This window comes from Stenotrophomonas sp. 78350_Sma (assembly GCF_056482105.1).
Genome location: NZ_CM151182.1, coordinates 4,568,629 through 4,584,659, shown reverse-complemented (window position 1 = coordinate 4,584,659; position 16,031 = coordinate 4,568,629). Strand labels below are relative to the sequence as shown.

Below are 16,031 nucleotides of genomic sequence, written 5' to 3'. Positions count from 1 at the left end.
GCAGAAAAACCTGGGTCAGTGAGCGGCGGGTCGCCGCGCGGGGTGCAGTTCTGGCATCGCGGGTCCTTGTGCCGACGCAAACGAAAACGCCCCCGGGACTTGCGTTCCGAGGGCGTCGTCAGGCCTCGGAGATCGGGGTGGCCGATCTCCGCAGGGCGGGTATCAGGCCGTTGTCAGCTGGTCTTCCTTGCCGAACGCGCGCGCCGGCCCGTCCATGCGCAGGCATGGCAGCTGTTTGGCGATGGCGACGGAATGCGCGTTCAAGGGAAGTTTCCAGTGGTTGTTGAAACGAGGTGCGCACGATAAACCACGATTTAGTCGCGTGCAACCATTTTGTTCAATTATTTTCTTCGCTGTTGTGCAATGCCGGCCAGCGGCCGGCACTACAACTCAGGCTTCTGCGCTGGCGGCATCCAGCTGCGCGACATCCTGCACGCTCAGCGCTACGTTGGCCGCTGCCAGCAGATCGTGCAGCTGTTCGACGCTGGTCGCGCTGACGATCGGTGCGGTGATCGACGGCCGCGCGATCTGCCACGCCAGTGCGATCTGTGCAGCGCTGGCACTGTGCTTGCTGGCCACGTCATCCAGCGCCTGCAGGATGCGCAGGCCGCGCGGGTTCAGATAGCGCTTCACCACTGTTTCGCCACGCGCCGGGCTCTTTGCCGCATCAGCCGGCGTGCGGTACTTGCCGCTGAGGAAGCCACTGGCCAGCGCGTAGTAGCCGATCACGCCGATCTGTTCGCGCTGCACCAGCGGTTCCAGTTCCTTTTCGTAGCCGGCGCGGTCGTAGAGGTTGTACTCCGGCTGCAGGGTTTCGTAACGCGGCAGCTTGTAGTCGGTGGACACCTTCAGCGCATCGGCCAGGCGCGTGGCGCTGTAGTTGGAAGCACCGATCGCACGCACCTTGCCGGCTTCGATCAACCGGCCGAACGCGGCCAGGGTCGCTTCCAGCGGTGTCGACTCGTCATCCTCGTGGGCCTGGTACAGATCGATCACGTCGGTCTGCAGGCGGCGCAGCGAATCCTCGACCGCGGCATTGATGTTGTCCGGGGTCAGGCCGGGGCGCTCGGCCCACTTGGCCACCTTGGTCGCCAGCACCACCTTGTCGCGCTTGCCGCTGCGGGCAAACCACTTGCCGATCAGCGTTTCCGATTCGCCGCCGGCATTGCCCGGCACCCACGCCGAATACACATCGGCGGTGTCGACCAGGTTGAAGCCGGCATCGACGAAGGCATCGAGCAGGGCGAAGCTGGCCTTCTCATCGGCGCTCCAGCCGAACACGTTGCCACCGAAGGCGAGCGGACGTACATGCAGGCCGGAACGGCCCAGTTCGCGGGTTGCCGTCATGGGCACGGACTCCTTGGGGGAAGTGCTCCAGAATAAAACGCGTTGTGTGACCGTGCTGCGGCGGTGACCACAAAACAGTGTTCCGCGACGGGCATGCGGCTAACGTTTTGTGAACACCTGGGACGCTGCGGCTGCTAGTCTCGCCGCATCTTCCGCTGGAGTCGTTCCGATGATGCCTGCTTCGTCCCTGCGTGGTTGCCGACTGCTGCTTGCTTCGGCCCTGCTCGCTGCTGTTCCTGCGTTCGCCGCACCGGCCACGGTAGCGCCGGCGAAGATCCAGGTCTCGCCGGCCATCGACGCGGCGGTGAAGGCGCCGACCCGCGATGCCAGCAACGCCAAGCGCGATGGCTTCCGTCATCCGGCGCAGACGCTGTCGTTCTTCAAGGTGGCACCGGAAAAGACCGTCATCGAGATCACCCCCGGCAACGGCTGGTACTCGGAGATCCTGGCGCCGCTGCTGCATGACAAGGGTCGCTACGTCGCCGCCGTGGTCGATCCGATGGCCGTGCCCGAAGGCCGCGGCCGTGACTACCAGCAGCGTAGCCGCGACAGCCTGGAAAAGAAGTATGCCGGTGCGCCGGCACAGTTCGGCAAGACCGCCGTGGTCGCCTACGATCCGGCCAAGCCGGTGTTCGGCCCGGCCAATTCTGCCGACGTGGTGCTGACCTTCCGCAACGTGCACAACTGGCGCAAGGCCGGTCAGGCGCAGGGCATGTTCCAGGGCTTCTTCAACGTGCTCAAGCCGGGCGGCGTGCTGGGCGTGGTCGAGCACCGCGCCAAGGCCGATGTGGCCGACGACGATGACACCGGCTATGTCGGCCAGCAGCAGGTGATCGCGATGGCCGAGGCCGCCGGCTTCAAGCTGGACGCGCGCAGCGAGGTCAACGCCAACCCGCGCGACACCAAGGACCACCCGAACGGTGTGTGGACGCTGCCGCCGACCAACCAGCACGACAAGGCCGATGATGCGAAGTACCAGGCGATCGGCGAAAGCGACCGCATGACATTGCGCTTCATCAAGCCGTAAGAGGGGTGCCGGGCTGGCGCATGCTGACTCTGTAGAGCCGAGCCCATGCTCGGCTCATCGCGCGTAGCGCGGCGCATGGCTGGTCCCAAGGCCGGCCATGCGCCGGAATTCGATCGTATGCAAGGACATGGATAGTTGAAGAAGATTTTTTACATCGCTGCCGCGGTGCTGGTGCTGGGGCGGTTGATCGATTTCGTGTTCTACGGTGGTCATGCCCACGATCTGATGGCGACGGTAGGGTTTGCCGTGCTGTTTGCGGGTGCCCTTCTGGAGGAACGTTCGCGCAAGGCCGACCCGCCGGCGGCAGACCTGCGGCGCCGGGCCAATGTCATCGCCGCGTGCGGCATCGCATTGGTCCTGGGTTCGTTCCTGCTGGAATGGAAGGTTTTCGGCTGAGCCCGCCGTGATCGCGGCGGCAACGCGGGAATGGGACAATGCCCTACCCGCCGCCTGCCGTGCCCGCAATGCTGATCGCCTTCAACAAGCCCTTCAACGTGCTCTGCCAGTTCACCGACCGCAGCGTGCCGCCGCGGCCGACCCTGGCCGGGTTCGGCCTGCCGCCGCGCGTGTATGCCGCCGGCCGGCTGGACCATGACAGCGAGGGGCTGCTGCTGCTGACCGACAACGGCACGCTGGCGCACAAGCTGACCGACCCGAAGCACAAGGCCGACAAGACCTACTGGGTGCAGGTGGAAGGCACGCCCAGCGACGAGCAGCTGCAACAGCTGCGCGACGGCGTGGTGCTCAACGACGGGCCGACCCTGCCGGCGAAGATCGAACGCCTCGATCCGGCGCCGTCGCTGTGGACGCGCGATCCGCCGGTGCGTTTCCGCAAGACCGTGCCTGACAGCTGGCTGGCGATCACCATCCGCGAGGGCCGCAACCGCCAGGTGCGGCGGATGACCGCGGCCGTGAACCTGCCGACGCTGCGGCTGGTCCGCGTGTCGATGGGGCCCTACCGGCTGGACGACCTGCAGCCGGGGCAGTGGCGGCAGATTGGCTGAAACAGAAAGGGCCGGAGGCCTTGCGGCGTCCGGCCCTCGTGCGGTGCTTTGAGGTCGGAGCCCTTCCTGCGGAAGGGCTCCGACCCCAGATGATTCACGCGTCGCTGCCGATATCGCTGTGCTCGTCCACCACGGTGTCGTTGCGGCGGTCACGTGCGTTGATACGCTGCGCCTGCCCATTCACCACGTGGCCATTGGCGGCCTTCTTCTTCTGCTGCTTGCGGTACAGCGCATAGCCGAGCAGGCCTACACCGACCGCAGCGGCGGCCACGGCCACTGCCGGATTGCGGCGCACGAACTTGGTCGCGGCCTTGCCGCCGGTCTTCACTGCGCCGATGGCGGCGCCGGTCTTGATCCAGTCCGCATTGCGCAGGCTGCCACCGGCGCTCTTCAGGCCATCGCCGGCGGTGTGGGCCAGCTCCAGGGCGCGCTCCAGAGCGCGGTCGGTGATTACGGTCAGCTTGCTCATGCGGGGGTCCTTTGCCTCGGGTCGAAGTCCAGTGTCGCGTGTTGCCCGTAAACGGTATGTCAGTCGAGGCCGCACGTGGCGTGACTTTACCGCAGCCATTCAGGATCAGGCAGGGTGGGGTCAGAGCCCTTTGCGTTGCAAAGGGATCCGACCCCGCCAATCAGGTCCCGCGCGGCTTGGCCCGGTGGGTGGCCGTGGCCGTCCACGGATCATCCGGCCATGGATGGCGCGGGTAGCGGCCCTTCATCTCCTTTTTCACCTCGGCGTAGGTGTTTTCCCAGAAGTTGCGCAGGTCCTGGGTGACCTGCAGCGGGCGGCCGCCGGGGGAGAGCAGGTGCAGGGTCAGCGGCACGCGGCCATCGGCGATGCGCGGCGTATCCGCCAGGCCGAACAGTTCCTGCAGCTTCACCGCCAGCACCGGTGGCAGCGGATCGCCGCTCTCGCCGTCCAGCGCATAGCTGATCGGCCGCTCCAGCCCGGACGGCACGGTGATGCGGATTGGCGCATGGCGTTCGACCAGCTGCCGTTGTGACCACTCCAGGGGGGACTTCAACGCTTCGCCGAAGCCGGATTCATCCAGCGCATCCAGTCGCGTCTTACCGGCGAACGCAGGCTGCAGCCACTGCGCGCGGTTGGCCAGCAGGGCGTCGTCGCTGCAGTCGGGCAGGTCCAGCTCCGGCATCCAGCGCCGCAGCGATTCCACCCGTGCCTGCCACTGGCGCAGGCCTTCGGTCCACGGCAAGGCCTGCAGGCCGAGCTCGGCGACCGCGTCGGTCAGGGCCTGCGCGGCGTGCTGCGGATCGACCCGGCCGGCCGAGCGGCTGTCCAGCACGATGCGGTCGAAACGGGTCTCGCGCAGTGCCACCAGGGCGCGGCGCTCGCTGTCCCAGCGCACCACGTCTTCAGTGACGAAGCGCTCCGGCCACGCCTTGCGCAGTTGGCCTTCATCCACCGGTGCGGCACGCAGCAGCAGCGCATCGCGTGCCTCAAAGCGAAGCTCGCTGGCCACCAGCCACGGTTCGCCACGCAGGTCGCTCAGTTCGTGCAGGCGCGCGCTGCGACCATTGGCCAGCAGGTAGCGCAGTGGATCGCCGGGATGCTGGACACCGATCCGGTCGGGGAAGGCATGTGCGAGCAGGTCACCCAGCTCGTGCGCCTCGATGCTGGCCGGTGGCGCGGCATCGCAGCGCAGGCGACGTCGCCATTGTTTGGCGGCGGCATCGATGGCGGCCAGCCCGCTGCGATTGGCGTCGCCCGGCGCGCGGCCGTTGCGGAACGCGGCCAGTGCGCGCCAGCGGGCCGCCAGCGCGTCACCGCCCTGGCGCAACGGGTCGCGGGCTTCCAGCAGGGCGGCCAGATCGGCGGCCAGCGCCTGCGCGCGGGCATCAGGTGCTGCCAGCAGCATCGCCGCCATCCGTGGATGCGTGCCCAGCGCCAGTACGCGGCGGCCGAGTGCGGTGATCGCACCACGGCTGGACAACGCGCCCAACCGCTGCAGCAGTTCGCGCGCGGCGCCCATCGGGCCGGCAGGTGGCGGATCGAGGAAGCGCAGGTCGCTGCTGCCCCAGGCGGCCAGTTCCAGCGCCAGTCCGGCCAGTTCCACCTGGTCGATCTCGGCGCGGCGCTGCGGCTCCAGCCGCTGCGACTGCGGCCACAGCCGCCAGGCCACGCCCTCGGCCACGCGACCGGCGCGTCCGGCGCGCTGGTCGGCCGACGCCTGGGCGATGGCCACCACGTCCAGCCGGGTGAAACCGCTGTTGGGGTCGTAGCGCGGCTCGCGTGCCTGGCCGCTGTCGATCACCACGCGCACGCCGGGCAGCGTCACCGACGACTCGGCCACATTGGTGGCCAGCACCACGCGGCGGCGGCCATCGCTGGCGGCCTGCAGCACGCGTGCCTGCTGTTCCACCGGCAGCTCGCCGTGCAGCGCCAGCACCTCCACGCCGCTGTCTAGGGATTCCTGCAGGCCGGCCTGCACCCGCGCGATCTCACGCTGGCCGGGCAGGAACACCAGCAGGTCGCCGGGATGTTCGGCCAGGGCCTGTTGCACCGCGCGGCGCACCTGCAGTTCCAGCGCCTCATCGCGGCGCGCCGGGAAATGGCTGACCGCCACCGGGTAGCTGCGGCCCTCGCTGCTCAGCCGCGGCGCATCAAGGAAGCGTGCCAGGCGCTCGCCGTCCAGCGTGGCCGACATCACCACCAGGCGCAGGTCGTCGCGCAGCTGCGCCTGCACGTCCAGCGCCAGCGCCAGGCCGAGGTCGCCGCTGAGATGGCGCTCGTGGAATTCGTCGAACAGGATCGCACCGACCTCTTCCAGCATCGGGTCGTCCTGCAGCATGCGGGTCAGGATGCCTTCGGTGACGACTTCAATGCGCGTGCGCGCCGAGACTTTGTTCTCGAAACGGATGCGGTAGCCGATGGTGCCGCCCACATCCTCGCCCAGCTGCCGCGCCATGAACAGCGCGGCGCTGCGTGCGGCCACCCGGCGCGGCTCCAGCAGGATGATCTTCCGGCCTTGCAGCCACGGTGCATCGAGCAGCGCCAGCGGCACCTGGGTGGTCTTGCCGGCGCCGGGCGGGGCTTCCAGCACCAGCCGTGGCTGCATGGCCAGGTGCTGCTGGATCTGCGGCAGCAGCGGGGAAATCGGGAAGAGCGGGGCGTTCATGTGCAAAGGATAAGGGGCCGCGGCGGGCGCAGGTACAATGCGCGGGCACTTTTCCCCCGCGATGACCATGCACCTGATCGATATCGGCGCCAACCTGACCCACGATTCCTTCGACCGCGACCGTGACGCCGTGCTGGACCGTGCGCGCCAGGCCGGCGTGGTGCAGATGGTCATCACCGGTGCCAGCCGCGAGCACTCGCCGCTGGCCGTGCGGCTGGCGCAGCAGCACCCCGGCTTCCTGTACGCCACCGCCGGCGTGCACCCGCACCACGCGGTGGAATACACCGAGGAATGCGATGCGGAGATGCGCGCGCTGCATGCCCAACCGCAAGTGGTGGCGGTGGGGGAGTGTGGGCTGGACTACTTCCGTGATTTCTCGCCGCGCCCGGCCCAGCACCGTGCGTTCGAGCGACAGCTGCAGCTGGCCGCGGACAATGGCAAGCCCCTGTTCCTGCACCAGCGCGACGCGCATGCCGATTTCATGGCACAGATGAAGAACTTCGAAGGCCGCATCGGCCCGGCGGTGGTGCATTGCTTCACCGGCGAACGCGATGAGCTGTTCGATTACCTCGACCAGGACTGGTACATCGGCATCACTGGCTGGCTGTGTGACGAGCGCCGCGGCGCGCACCTGCGCGAACTGGTGAAGAACATCCCGGCCAACCGCCTGATGATCGAGACCGACGCGCCGTACCTGCTGCCGCGCACGCTGAAGCCGATGCCGAAGGATCGCCGCAATGAACCGATGTTCCTCTCGCACATCGTGGAAGAGCTGGCACGTGACCGTGGCGAGGACGTTGCGGTGACCGCGGCCAATGCCACTGCTGCCACGCGCGCGTTCTTCCGCCTGCCTGACGCCGGTTGATCGGGTAGTGCCGGCCGCTGGCCGGCAACACGATTGATTGCCGGCCAGCGGCCGGCACTACCCGATCAGGTCGCGCAGGCCTTCACGGTAACTCGGAAACCGTGGTTCCCATCCCAATGCTTCACGCGTGCCACGACTGTCGATGCGCTTGTTGCTCTCGTAGAAGCGCCGCAGCGTCGGGCTCAGCGCCGGATCGTCCCAGGCCACGGCAGGCGGCAGCGCGAACCCACCCAGCTGCGCGGCGAAGGCCAGTATGTCCTGCGGTGGCGCCGGCTCGTCGTCACTGGGCAGGTACAACCCTTGTGCGGTGGGGCGCTGCATCGCGGCGATGATGACCGCCGCCAGGTCCTGCACATGCAGGCGGTTGAACACCAGCCCGGGCCGCACCACGTGGCGTGCACGCCCCTGCGCCAACTGCATCAGCGCATTGCGGCCCGGCCCGTACAGGCCGGGCAGGCGGAACACCGCCGAGGCGATGCCGTGTTGTCCGGCCAGTGCGCGCCATTGTGCTTCCGCGAGCAAGCGCTGCACGCCGGCCGCTTCAGTGGCATCGGCCGCGCTGCGCTCGTCGATCCAACCGCCGGCGCGGTCGGCATACACCGAGGTCGACGACAGGTAGCCGACCCAGCGCAATGCCGGGCTGGCCTGCAGCGCGGGCAACAGCAGGCGCAGTGCCGGGTCACCCCTGATATCTGGTGGCACGCTGCACAACACGGCGTTGGCCTGCGCGATTTCCTCGAGCAGGGACGGCGAAGGCGAGGCGTCGGCATGCAGCCGGTGTCGATGCAGGCCATCGTTGGGCGCCGCTGCCGGATCACGCACCGTCCCCGCAACCTGCACGCCGCGCGCCTGCAGCTGCGTAGCCAGCACGCACCCACTCCAGCCCAGGCCGAGGATCAGCACCCGCGCCGGCAGTGCGTTGGCCTGCAACGCGAAGCTCACGCGCTGCGCAGTGCCTGGTAGGCCTGCAGGCTGCTATAGGCGACCTGCAGCAGCAGGGCTTCCTGGTCGGCCTTGCGGGCACGCGCCAGCATGTCGCCGACGATCTGCTCGGCTTCGACCTGCTGGCCTGCTTCCAGGTCGCGCAGCATCGAGGCCTTCAGCGCAGAGCCGGACTGGGTCAAGGTGCCGCGTGCGGTGTCCTGTGCGGCTTCGGGAATCGGCTCACCGGCGGCCTCGGCCACGGCCAGGCACTCGTCGTACAGGCCACGCACGATCGCCTCGCCATCGCGGGTAGCGACGATGGTGCCGATGTCGGCGCGCAGCAGGCAGGTGGCAGCGGCCAGCGCGGTCAGGAAGGTGTACTTGACCCACTGTTCCTGGCCGATGCGTTCGCTGGCCAGGTGATCAAGACTGGCCTGTGCGCAGGCGGCGGCGAAGGCACGGACGCGCGCGGAGATCGCGCCGCCATCGCGCTCGCCGAAGGTGAGCTTGGCTGGCTTGCCCAGATGCAGCACGGCGCCGTCAGTGGCCTTGGTGGCGCTGATGAAGCACAGGCCACCCAGCACCGCCTCGCGGCCGAAGCGCAGGTCCAGTGCGTTGTAGTGGTGCAGGCCGTTGAGGATTGGCAGCACGGTGGTGTTCACACCGACTGCCGGCGCGATGGCATCGATCGAACTGTCCAGGTCATAGGCCTTGCAGCTGAGAATGACCAGATCGAACGGCTTCTGCGCGGCGAGCGCTGGCAGCGCGTCGGCAGTGACGTGCTGCACCGGGAAGCGGGCATCGCCGATGGGGCTGCGGATGACCAGGCCATCGCGATCCAGCTGCGCTGCGCGGGCGGGGCGCACGAGGAAGGTCACGTCCACGCCGGCCTGGGCCAGGCGACCACCGAAGTAACCGCCGGTACCGCCGGCGCCGAGGATCAGGATGCGCATTGCAGGTTCACCGTGTTCTGGGGGAATCAGAACTGCGATTGTGCCGGAGATTGCGGCCAACGGCGGAGCACCTCGTGGTGGTTCGCGGAAAGCACTGTTCATTGGGGTAGGCCGGGCGGGTAGGCCGCGCAGGGGGCGCTGCAAGTACGTCCCCGTAAGCTCGGTCGCCGCTTGCTCGCGTGCGCTTTCCTGCGCACACGGCAAGACCGGGGTTGGGCGTCCTGCCCAACCCGCCCGAGGCATGCCTCGGGCCCATGCGGCTCACGCCCCTGCGCAACCTACCCGCCGGCCACGGACATGTTCCGGGTGCGGCCACCACGGGAAGCAGATCAAGAGCGGAAGCGGGTCGCTCGCTGCGCCCGCTCGTGTGGGGCGGTGCTCAGGGCAGCCGTTCGCTGAAGTCTTCGGTGTATCCCAACAGCAGTGTGGTGCGGGTGGCCAGGGTTGCAGCCAGTTGTGACCAGGTGTCATCCGTTCCTGCGGCATAGGTGTGCTGCAGATCCGCGACCAGAGCACTCGCTTCTGCAGGCAACGGCGCGCTGTCGCGCTGGAAGCCCAGCCACGACGCGCCAAGCCCGAACAGACGGTAGTCGTATCGCTCCTGCAGGTGCCGGATCAGGGCGTGATTCTGGAAGGGGTCCCAGTCCGCGCTGAAGTAACCGTTGGGCAGGGCGGCGATCAGCAGGTCATCGCGGTCCACGGGCACCTGCTGCACGCAGACCACATCGTCGACGATGTGGCCCGGTGTGGCATTGGCCGCGACCAGTGCCTCGATGTCTGCGTCATTGCACATCAGCGTGCCCGCCAGCGCGCTCCATTCCAGTCGATGAGAGGAATGCTCGAGTTGCGCGACGACATGCGCCAGCAACCGCCCGCGTGCCGCCAACGCATCTTCGGGGGTTGCCGGGTCCTCGTCCTCGTACAGCGCGATGCGTGCGTCGTCTGACGCGTGCATGCTGGTGTAGCGGCACTGGCCGGCGTCATCGAGCGTGCATAGATAGCGATACCGAGGATCAGCCGCGTGCTGTGAGGCCAGGTATTCCAGCACCTCCTCCAACGTGGGCGAATCGCCCAGCAACGCATGGCTGAAGGCATCGATGGGGCCGTCCGACACGGCCTTGTCCAGCGGAATGGAAGTGATGTTCATCGCCACAGCCTAGCCGCAATCCCGAACGAGAAGAGCGGAGCGTCGACCTTACCGTGAACGCTCCATCCACGCATGGCGTGGATCTACAGTGTCGACCAAGGTCGACACCCACCAACAGCAGCGGCAATCTGTCGAAGGCGGGGTGGGTCCGGTTGCGGGGGTGTGAGCCGCAACCGGACCCACCCCGCCATCCCCCGGATAGTCAGCTTTTGCCGTTGAAGTTGACGTTGACGTTGATTCGGCGGGTGCAGGGCCGCAGGCCCTGCACGCAGAACTCAGCTGCGCATGCCCACGCCACGGCGCAGCAGCCACAGCGCCAGCGCCGTCAGCACCACCACGAAGCCGATCATCAGGCCGTATGCCACCGGCAGCGGTACGTCGCTGCTGCCCAGCAGGCCATAGCGGAACGCGTTGACCATGTAGAAGATCGGGTTGGCGTGCGTGGCCGCCTCGGCCCAGGTCGGCAGCAGCTTCACCGAATAGAACACGCCACCCAGGTAGGTCAGCGGGGTCAGGATGAAGGTCGGCACGATCGCCACGTCGTCGAACTTCTTGGCGTACACCGCGTTGATGAAGCCGGCCAGCGAGAAGATCGTCGCGCCCAGGATCACCGTGGTCAGCATCACGATGGGGTGCGGAATGCGCACCGGGGTGAAGAACATCGCGATGATCAGCACGATCACGCCCACCATCAGGCCGCGCAGCACAGCACCGGCCACGTAGCCCCACAGGATCACCCAGTTCGGCATCGGGCTGACCAGCAGTTCTTCCACGTGGCGGCCGAACTTGGCGCCGAAGAACGAGGAGCTGATGTTGCCGTAGCTGTTCTGGATCACGCTCATCATCACCAGGCCCGGCACGATGAACTGCATGTAGCTGTAGCCGCCCATGTCACCCACGCGCGACCCGATCAGGTTGCCGAAGATCAGGAAGTACAGGGTCATGGTGATCGCCGGCGGCACCAGGGTCTGGCCCCAGATGCGCATGATGCGGGCGACTTCGCGGCGCACGATGGTCATCAGCGCGACGCGGTTGCGCTGGCCGTCGGTCAGCTCGGTGGTGCTCATGCGGAAGTCTCCAGGTTGCCGGTGAGGCGCACGAACAGCTCCTCCAGGCGGTTGCTCTTGGTACGCATCGAACGCACGCGGATGCCAGCCTCGTTCAGCGTGGCGAACACGCGGTTGAGGTCCATCGCGCGCGGCATGTCGATGTCCAGCGTGTGCGGATCGGGGGCGGTCAACGTCGCGCCTTCAATCACCGGCAGCTGCGCCGGCAGTTCGCCATCGATGTCCAGCAGGAAGCCTTCCACGTCCAGCTTGGCCAGCAGGGCGCGCATCGGGCCCTGCTCGACGATCTGGCCGTGGTTGATGATTGCCAGGTGGCGGCACAGGTACTCGGCCTCTTCCAGGTAGTGCGTGGTGAGGATGATCGTGGTGCCGGCGGCATTGATCTCCTTCAGCACGCGCCACATGTCGCGGCGGATCTCGATGTCCACGCCGGCAGTCGGCTCGTCCAGGATCAGCAGGCGCGGGCGGGTCATCATCGCGCGCGCGATCATCAGCCGACGCTTCATGCCGCCGGACAGGGTGCGGCTCATCACCTGCGCCTTTTCCCACAGATGCGCACGCTTCAGTTCCTCTTCGGCACGCTTTTCGGCTTCCTCGCGCGGCACGCCGTAGAAACCGGCGTAGTTCACCAGGATGTCGAAAGGTTTCTCGAACAGGTTGAAGTTGATTTCCTGCGGCACCAGGCCGATCAGGCGCATGGTGGCGCTGCGGTTGCGCACCAGGTCGCTGCCGAACACTTCCACCTGGCCCTCGCTGAGGTTGACCAGGGAGCTGATGATGCCGATCAGGGTCGACTTGCCGGCACCGTTGGGGCCGAGCAGGGCGAAGAAGTCGCCCGGGGCCACTTCCAGGGAAACCCCCTTCAGGGCCTGGGTGCCGTTGTCGTAGGTCTTGCGCAGGTCGCGCACGCGCAGGGCGGGCGCCGTATCGTTCTGGGATGCCAAGCTCGAAGCCTTCGCGCCCATGGGCTGGCGCTGGAGAGGGGGCGGGGAGGGGCTATTATAGAAGACCCCGAGGGCTTGCCCCGGCTACACACTGTCCCGAAAAGTCGTGCCTGTTCAATTCCCCCTCAAGCTGGTCGGCTGCCGCATGCTGGCCCCGACCGTCGGCCACTACCAGTTCGTGCGTGACGATGGACAGCCGCTGGATTTCCAGCCCGGCCAGTTCATCCAGGTCCATTTCAGCTACGCCGACGGCACCGAAACCAAGCGCAGCTACTCGCTGGCGACCATCCACGACCACGCGCTGGGCCCGGGCGAGGCAGTGGATATCGCGGTCAGTTTCGTGCCCGGCGGCGCCGCCACGGCGCTGTTCGAGGCGCTGGAGCAGGGCGGCCAGATCAGTGCGTCCGGCCCCTATGGCCGGTTCTGCCTGAATCCCGGTGATCACAACGCCCGTTACCTGCTGATCGCCACTGGTACCGGCGTTACCCCGTACCGCTCGATGCTGCCGCTGCTGGAAAAGGCCATGGCCGAGCGCGGCGTGCAGATCGTGCTGCTGCAGGGCGCGCGCAGCCCGGGTGAGCTGCTGTACAGCGAAGATTTCTACAGCTTCGCCGAAAAACATCCGAACTTCCGTTATGTGCCGTGCCTGTCGCGCGAACTGCCGGCCGATCCGCACCCGGACGTGCAGCACGGCTACGTGCAGCAGGCCCTGGCTGGTTTCTCGCCGGACCCGGCCACCGACATCGCTTACCTGTGCGGCAACCCGGACATGGTCGATGCCTGCGCCGAGCTGCTCAAGGCGGCTGGCCTGGGCAACCCGCAGATCCGCCGCGAGAAGTACGTCAGCAGCAAATAGGTCCGGCTGGTGCCGGCCGCTGGCCGGCAACCCCACGACGCCTGGAAATACCCACCGGAGGCGGCGTCATGCCGCCCCCGGTGCCTGCCTCAGTACGCGATCCAGGCATCCCGCCAGGCGAACCCGGTGCCCGGGCGGTAGGCATCGGCATTGATGTTGCACCAGGCGCCTTCCGGGAACGGGCGGCAGGCGTACAGCGTGCCATCGGTGCCCTTCACCACGGTCTCGCCAGGCTTGTAGCTGCCGATACCGGCCGGGTACACGAAATCGTAGTCGCCGCCCGGCGGATCGATCGGGCCCGGCCCCGGAATCCGGGTTTCCAGTTCGAAGCGGTTGCCCGGCTTGAGATAGACACGGTTCCCGGTCGCCGACGCCACCGGCGTGATGACGCCGTTCCTCATTACACCCACCCGGGCGTGCTGGGCGCTGCCGTTGACCTTGCGCGCCAGCGCCAGCGGCCACTGGTCTGCAGCAGTCTGGCCGGCGGCCAGGGTGATTTCCGGACGTTCCAGATCGTTGCCGTTGGCGTTGAACACGCGCAGGGTCACCTTGGTGCCTGCTTCCAGTGCACCGCGCGCGGTGACCGGGCCGGCATCCTGCCATTGCGGCGGCGGGGTGACGCCATCACCGTCTTCGAAGCGCACGTCCACACAGGTGTAGAAGGCTTCACCCGAATCCGAGCGCTGCCAGGTGTTGTAGATGATGTGCTGGCCGCTGCGCTTGGGCAGCGGGCAGTCCAGCTTGTAGACACCGCCCTCGGACAGCGGCACGTTGCCCAGCGTGCAGAACGCTTCCAGGTCCGACCAGCGCAGACCGGCGCTGGCCTTCCAGCCGTCACGGGTGACGTAGAACTTCCACTCGCGGGTGGCGTGCGGTGCCGGTGCAAGGAATTCAAAGGTGTACCGGCCGCGTGCATCGGCGCGGATCGGCGAGGTCGGCCAGTCGCTGCGGTTCAGGTCGAGGCCGCGGAACTTGCTGTTGCCACCACTGCACAACTGGCCATCCGGAACGACGGCCTGATGGTTGCCGTGCGCGGCCGCCTGGTTGACGCCGTTCCAGTCATAGAACGGCTGCGCGCCACCAATGGCCTTGGCCGCAGCGCAGGCCGGGTTGGTCGGGTTCTCCGGGTTGCCCTCGTAGCACTGCTTCACGCGGCTGAGCGGCTTGGACATGGTGCCGTGGGCGAAGGCGCCGCCGGACAGGGCCAGGCCAGCGATGGCGGACAGCGCGAGCGCGGCCCGATGGGACAGATGCATGGAGATCTCCTCTGGAAGGGTGGAACTGCCGGGAGGAGTCTTCACATGCGAACTGACGATCACCATAGGAACAGTACGAAACTCGCGGCCGCGAAATTGCTTCTGCGCAGTCGTACCCACTTCCTGCAGGCGAGAGGCGATGCAGTGGCACCGCCTCTCGACCGTATGATCAGTACGCGATCCACGCATCCCGCCAGGCGGCACCCACGCCCGGCCGGTATGCCTCGGCATTGACGTTGCACCAGGCACCCTCCGGGAACGGGCGGCAGGCGTACAGCTTGCCGTCGGTGCCCTTCACCACGGTCTGGCCCGGCACGTAGCTGCCGATACCGGCGGGGTACACATGGTCGAAATCACCGCCCGGCGACGGCGTGCCCGGGTCCGGCACCTTCGTGTCGAGCTGGAAGCGGTTGCCATCCTTCAGGTACACGCGGTTGTCGGTGGCCGAGGCGGTCGGCGTGATCACGCCATTGGCGAGCACGCCCACGCGCGCGTGCTGGGCACTGCCATTGACCTTGCGGGCAAGCACCAACGGCCACTGCGCGGCCGCCGTCTGGCCGCCGGCCAGCGTGGCCTCAACGCGTTCCACGTCATTGCCGTTTGCATTGAACACGCGCAGCGCCAGTGTAGTTCCCACCGGCAACTCGCCGCGCGCGGTGACCGGGCCGGCATCCTGCCACTGCGGTGCCGGCGTGGTGCCACCGCCCTGGAAGCGCACGTCCATGCAGGTGTAGAACGCTTCGGTCGAATCCGAGCGCTGCCAGGTGTTGTAGATCACGTGCTGGCCGCTGCGCTGCGGCAGCGTGCACTGCAGCTTGTAGGTGCCATCGGCCGACAGCGGCGTATTGCCCAGTGTGCAGAATTCCTGCAGGTCGGCCCAGCGCAAGGGGCTGCCCGGTTGCCAACCTTCGCGGGTGACGAAGAAGCGCCAGTCACGCGTGGCATGCGGCGCGGTGGCCTTGAACACGAAAGTGAACCTGCCATTCGCGTCGGGCTGGATCGGCGTGGTCTGCCAGTCACTGCGGTCCACGTCCAGGCCGCGGAAGGTCGGGTTGTTGCCGCTGCACAGCTTGCCATCGGGCACCACCGCCTGGTGGTTGCCATTGGCGTTGGCCTGGTTGATGCCATTCCAGTCGTAGAACGCCTGCGAGCCGCCGATCGCCTTGGCGGCGGCACAGGCCGGATTGGTCGGGTTCTCGGGATTGCCCTGGAAGCAGGCGTAGACGCGGCTGACCGGCGTGGTCATGGTGCCGTGGGCGGCCGCAGTGCCGGCCAGGCTCAGGCCTGCGGCGGCGAACGTGGTGGCCAGCAGCAACGGTGTGGATCGGAATGACATGGCGCATCCTTGTGGTCGTCGAAAGGGAACGGTGACCGCAGGAGTTGCGCTGCGCAGCGGACTTGCGGCGGCACCACAGCGAGTATCGAGTCGTGGTGCGGGCGGCGGAACCATGGAAGTGCCGATCCGTGACTGTGCATGTGAAGCCCTTCCCGCAGGCTTCACGTGGTG

At 67.4% G+C, this 16,031-nt stretch carries 15 protein-coding genes; 5 read left to right on the top strand and 10 right to left on the bottom strand.

Annotated elements, in window-relative coordinates:
* Positions 1–390: 390 nt before the first annotated feature.
* On the bottom strand, positions 391–1,347 hold the full coding sequence (locus ACZK4H_RS21100) for an aldo/keto reductase (RefSeq protein WP_099551737.1): 957 nt from the start codon (positions 1,345–1,347) through the stop codon (positions 391–393).
* Positions 1,348–1,516: 169 nt separating this feature from the next.
* On the opposite strand from ACZK4H_RS21100, the gene ACZK4H_RS21095 reads away from it, so the two are divergent.
* From ACZK4H_RS21095 to ACZK4H_RS21085, 3 genes are all read left to right on the top strand, one after another.
* Complete coding sequence (locus ACZK4H_RS21095; RefSeq protein ID WP_099551736.1) at positions 1,517–2,374, top strand: class I SAM-dependent methyltransferase; 858 nt, start codon at positions 1,517–1,519, stop codon at positions 2,372–2,374.
* A 135-nt stretch (positions 2,375–2,509) separates the two neighbouring features.
* Positions 2,510–2,770, top strand: coding sequence for a hypothetical protein (locus ACZK4H_RS21090; protein ID WP_099551735.1), 261 nt, complete (start codon positions 2,510–2,512; stop codon positions 2,768–2,770).
* A 68-nt stretch (positions 2,771–2,838) separates the two neighbouring features.
* Positions 2,839–3,378: a pseudouridine synthase gene (locus ACZK4H_RS21085; RefSeq protein WP_099551806.1), complete on the top strand. Its 540-nt coding sequence runs from the start codon at positions 2,839–2,841 to the stop codon at positions 3,376–3,378.
* Between the two features lie 94 nt (positions 3,379–3,472).
* Here ACZK4H_RS21085 and ACZK4H_RS21080 read toward each other — a convergent pair whose 3' ends face one another.
* Both ACZK4H_RS21080 and hrpB read right to left on the bottom strand, forming a co-directional pair.
* Positions 3,473–3,847, bottom strand: a complete 375-nt coding sequence (locus ACZK4H_RS21080) for a hypothetical protein (RefSeq protein ID WP_019336760.1) — start codon at positions 3,845–3,847, stop codon at positions 3,473–3,475.
* A 160-nt stretch (positions 3,848–4,007) separates the two neighbouring features.
* Entirely contained in the window at positions 4,008–6,512 is a 2,505-nt protein-coding gene (gene hrpB, locus ACZK4H_RS21075; protein WP_099551734.1) for an ATP-dependent helicase HrpB, read from the bottom strand.
* A gap of 67 nt (positions 6,513–6,579) precedes the next feature.
* On the opposite strand from hrpB, the gene ACZK4H_RS21070 reads away from it, so the two are divergent.
* Positions 6,580–7,377 (top strand): TatD family hydrolase, encoded by a 798-nt coding sequence (locus ACZK4H_RS21070; RefSeq protein WP_099551805.1) that lies wholly within the window; start codon positions 6,580–6,582, stop codon positions 7,375–7,377.
* 57 nt (positions 7,378–7,434) lie between these two features.
* On the opposite strand, the gene ACZK4H_RS21065 is transcribed toward ACZK4H_RS21070, so the two are convergent.
* The 5 genes from ACZK4H_RS21065 to ACZK4H_RS21045 form a co-directional block, all read right to left on the bottom strand.
* Positions 7,435–8,319: an NAD-dependent epimerase/dehydratase family protein gene (locus tag ACZK4H_RS21065; protein WP_099551733.1), complete on the bottom strand. Its 885-nt coding sequence runs from the start codon at positions 8,317–8,319 to the stop codon at positions 7,435–7,437.
* Positions 8,316–9,254, bottom strand: a complete 939-nt coding sequence (gene panE / locus ACZK4H_RS21060; protein WP_099551732.1) for a 2-dehydropantoate 2-reductase — start codon at positions 9,252–9,254, stop codon at positions 8,316–8,318. The genes ACZK4H_RS21065 and panE overlap by 4 nt, the downstream gene beginning before the upstream one ends.
* Positions 9,255–9,633: 379 nt before the next feature.
* The gene (locus tag ACZK4H_RS21055) at positions 9,634–10,401 is read right to left on the bottom strand and encodes a hypothetical protein (protein WP_099551731.1); all 768 of its coding nucleotides are present in this window, start codon (positions 10,399–10,401) and stop codon (positions 9,634–9,636) included.
* 275 nt (positions 10,402–10,676) lie between these two features.
* Positions 10,677–11,468 (bottom strand): ABC transporter permease, encoded by a 792-nt coding sequence (locus ACZK4H_RS21050; protein ID WP_099524090.1) that lies wholly within the window; start codon positions 11,466–11,468, stop codon positions 10,677–10,679.
* Positions 11,465–12,433, bottom strand: a complete 969-nt coding sequence (locus tag ACZK4H_RS21045) for an ABC transporter ATP-binding protein (protein WP_099551730.1) — start codon at positions 12,431–12,433, stop codon at positions 11,465–11,467. Before ACZK4H_RS21045 ends, ACZK4H_RS21050 begins: the two co-directional genes overlap by 4 nt.
* Positions 12,434–12,518: 85 nt before the next feature.
* On the opposite strand from ACZK4H_RS21045, the gene ACZK4H_RS21040 reads away from it, so the two are divergent.
* The gene (locus ACZK4H_RS21040) at positions 12,519–13,268 is read left to right on the top strand and encodes a ferredoxin--NADP reductase (protein WP_142807012.1); all 750 of its coding nucleotides are present in this window, start codon (positions 12,519–12,521) and stop codon (positions 13,266–13,268) included.
* 89 nt (positions 13,269–13,357) lie between these two features.
* Here ACZK4H_RS21040 and ACZK4H_RS21035 read toward each other — a convergent pair whose 3' ends face one another.
* Both ACZK4H_RS21035 and ACZK4H_RS21030 read right to left on the bottom strand, forming a co-directional pair.
* On the bottom strand, positions 13,358–14,524 hold the full coding sequence (locus tag ACZK4H_RS21035) for a lytic polysaccharide monooxygenase (protein ID WP_099551728.1): 1,167 nt from the start codon (positions 14,522–14,524) through the stop codon (positions 13,358–13,360).
* Positions 14,525–14,693: 169 nt separating this feature from the next.
* On the bottom strand, positions 14,694–15,860 hold the full coding sequence (locus ACZK4H_RS21030; protein WP_099551727.1) for a lytic polysaccharide monooxygenase: 1,167 nt from the start codon (positions 15,858–15,860) through the stop codon (positions 14,694–14,696).
* Positions 15,861–16,031: the final 171 nt, after the last annotated feature.

Bases quoted from the DNA above. Each gene is read 5' to 3' on its own strand.
- ACZK4H_RS21100 (WP_099551737.1), bottom strand. From the start codon at position 1,347: ATGACGGCAACCCGCGAACTGGGCCGTTCCGGCCTGCATGTACGTCCG.
- ACZK4H_RS21095 (WP_099551736.1), top strand. From the start codon at position 1,517: ATGATGCCTGCTTCGTCCCTGCGTGGTTGCCGACTGCTGCTTGCTTCG.
- ACZK4H_RS21085 (WP_099551806.1), top strand. From the start codon at position 2,839: ATGCTGATCGCCTTCAACAAGCCCTTCAACGTGCTCTGCCAGTTCACC.
- ACZK4H_RS21080 (WP_019336760.1), bottom strand. From the start codon at position 3,847: ATGAGCAAGCTGACCGTAATCACCGACCGCGCTCTGGAGCGCGCCCTG.
- hrpB (WP_099551734.1), bottom strand. From the start codon at position 6,512: ATGAACGCCCCGCTCTTCCCGATTTCCCCGCTGCTGCCGCAGATCCAG.
- ACZK4H_RS21070 (WP_099551805.1), top strand. From the start codon at position 6,580: ATGCACCTGATCGATATCGGCGCCAACCTGACCCACGATTCCTTCGAC.
- panE (WP_099551732.1), bottom strand. From the start codon at position 9,254: ATGCGCATCCTGATCCTCGGCGCCGGCGGTACCGGCGGTTACTTCGGT.
- ACZK4H_RS21055 (WP_099551731.1), bottom strand. From the start codon at position 10,401: ATGAACATCACTTCCATTCCGCTGGACAAGGCCGTGTCGGACGGCCCC.
- ACZK4H_RS21050 (WP_099524090.1), bottom strand. From the start codon at position 11,468: ATGAGCACCACCGAGCTGACCGACGGCCAGCGCAACCGCGTCGCGCTG.
- ACZK4H_RS21045 (WP_099551730.1), bottom strand. From the start codon at position 12,433: ATGGGCGCGAAGGCTTCGAGCTTGGCATCCCAGAACGATACGGCGCCC.
- ACZK4H_RS21035 (WP_099551728.1), bottom strand. From the start codon at position 14,524: ATGCATCTGTCCCATCGGGCCGCGCTCGCGCTGTCCGCCATCGCTGGC.
- ACZK4H_RS21030 (WP_099551727.1), bottom strand. From the start codon at position 15,860: ATGTCATTCCGATCCACACCGTTGCTGCTGGCCACCACGTTCGCCGCC.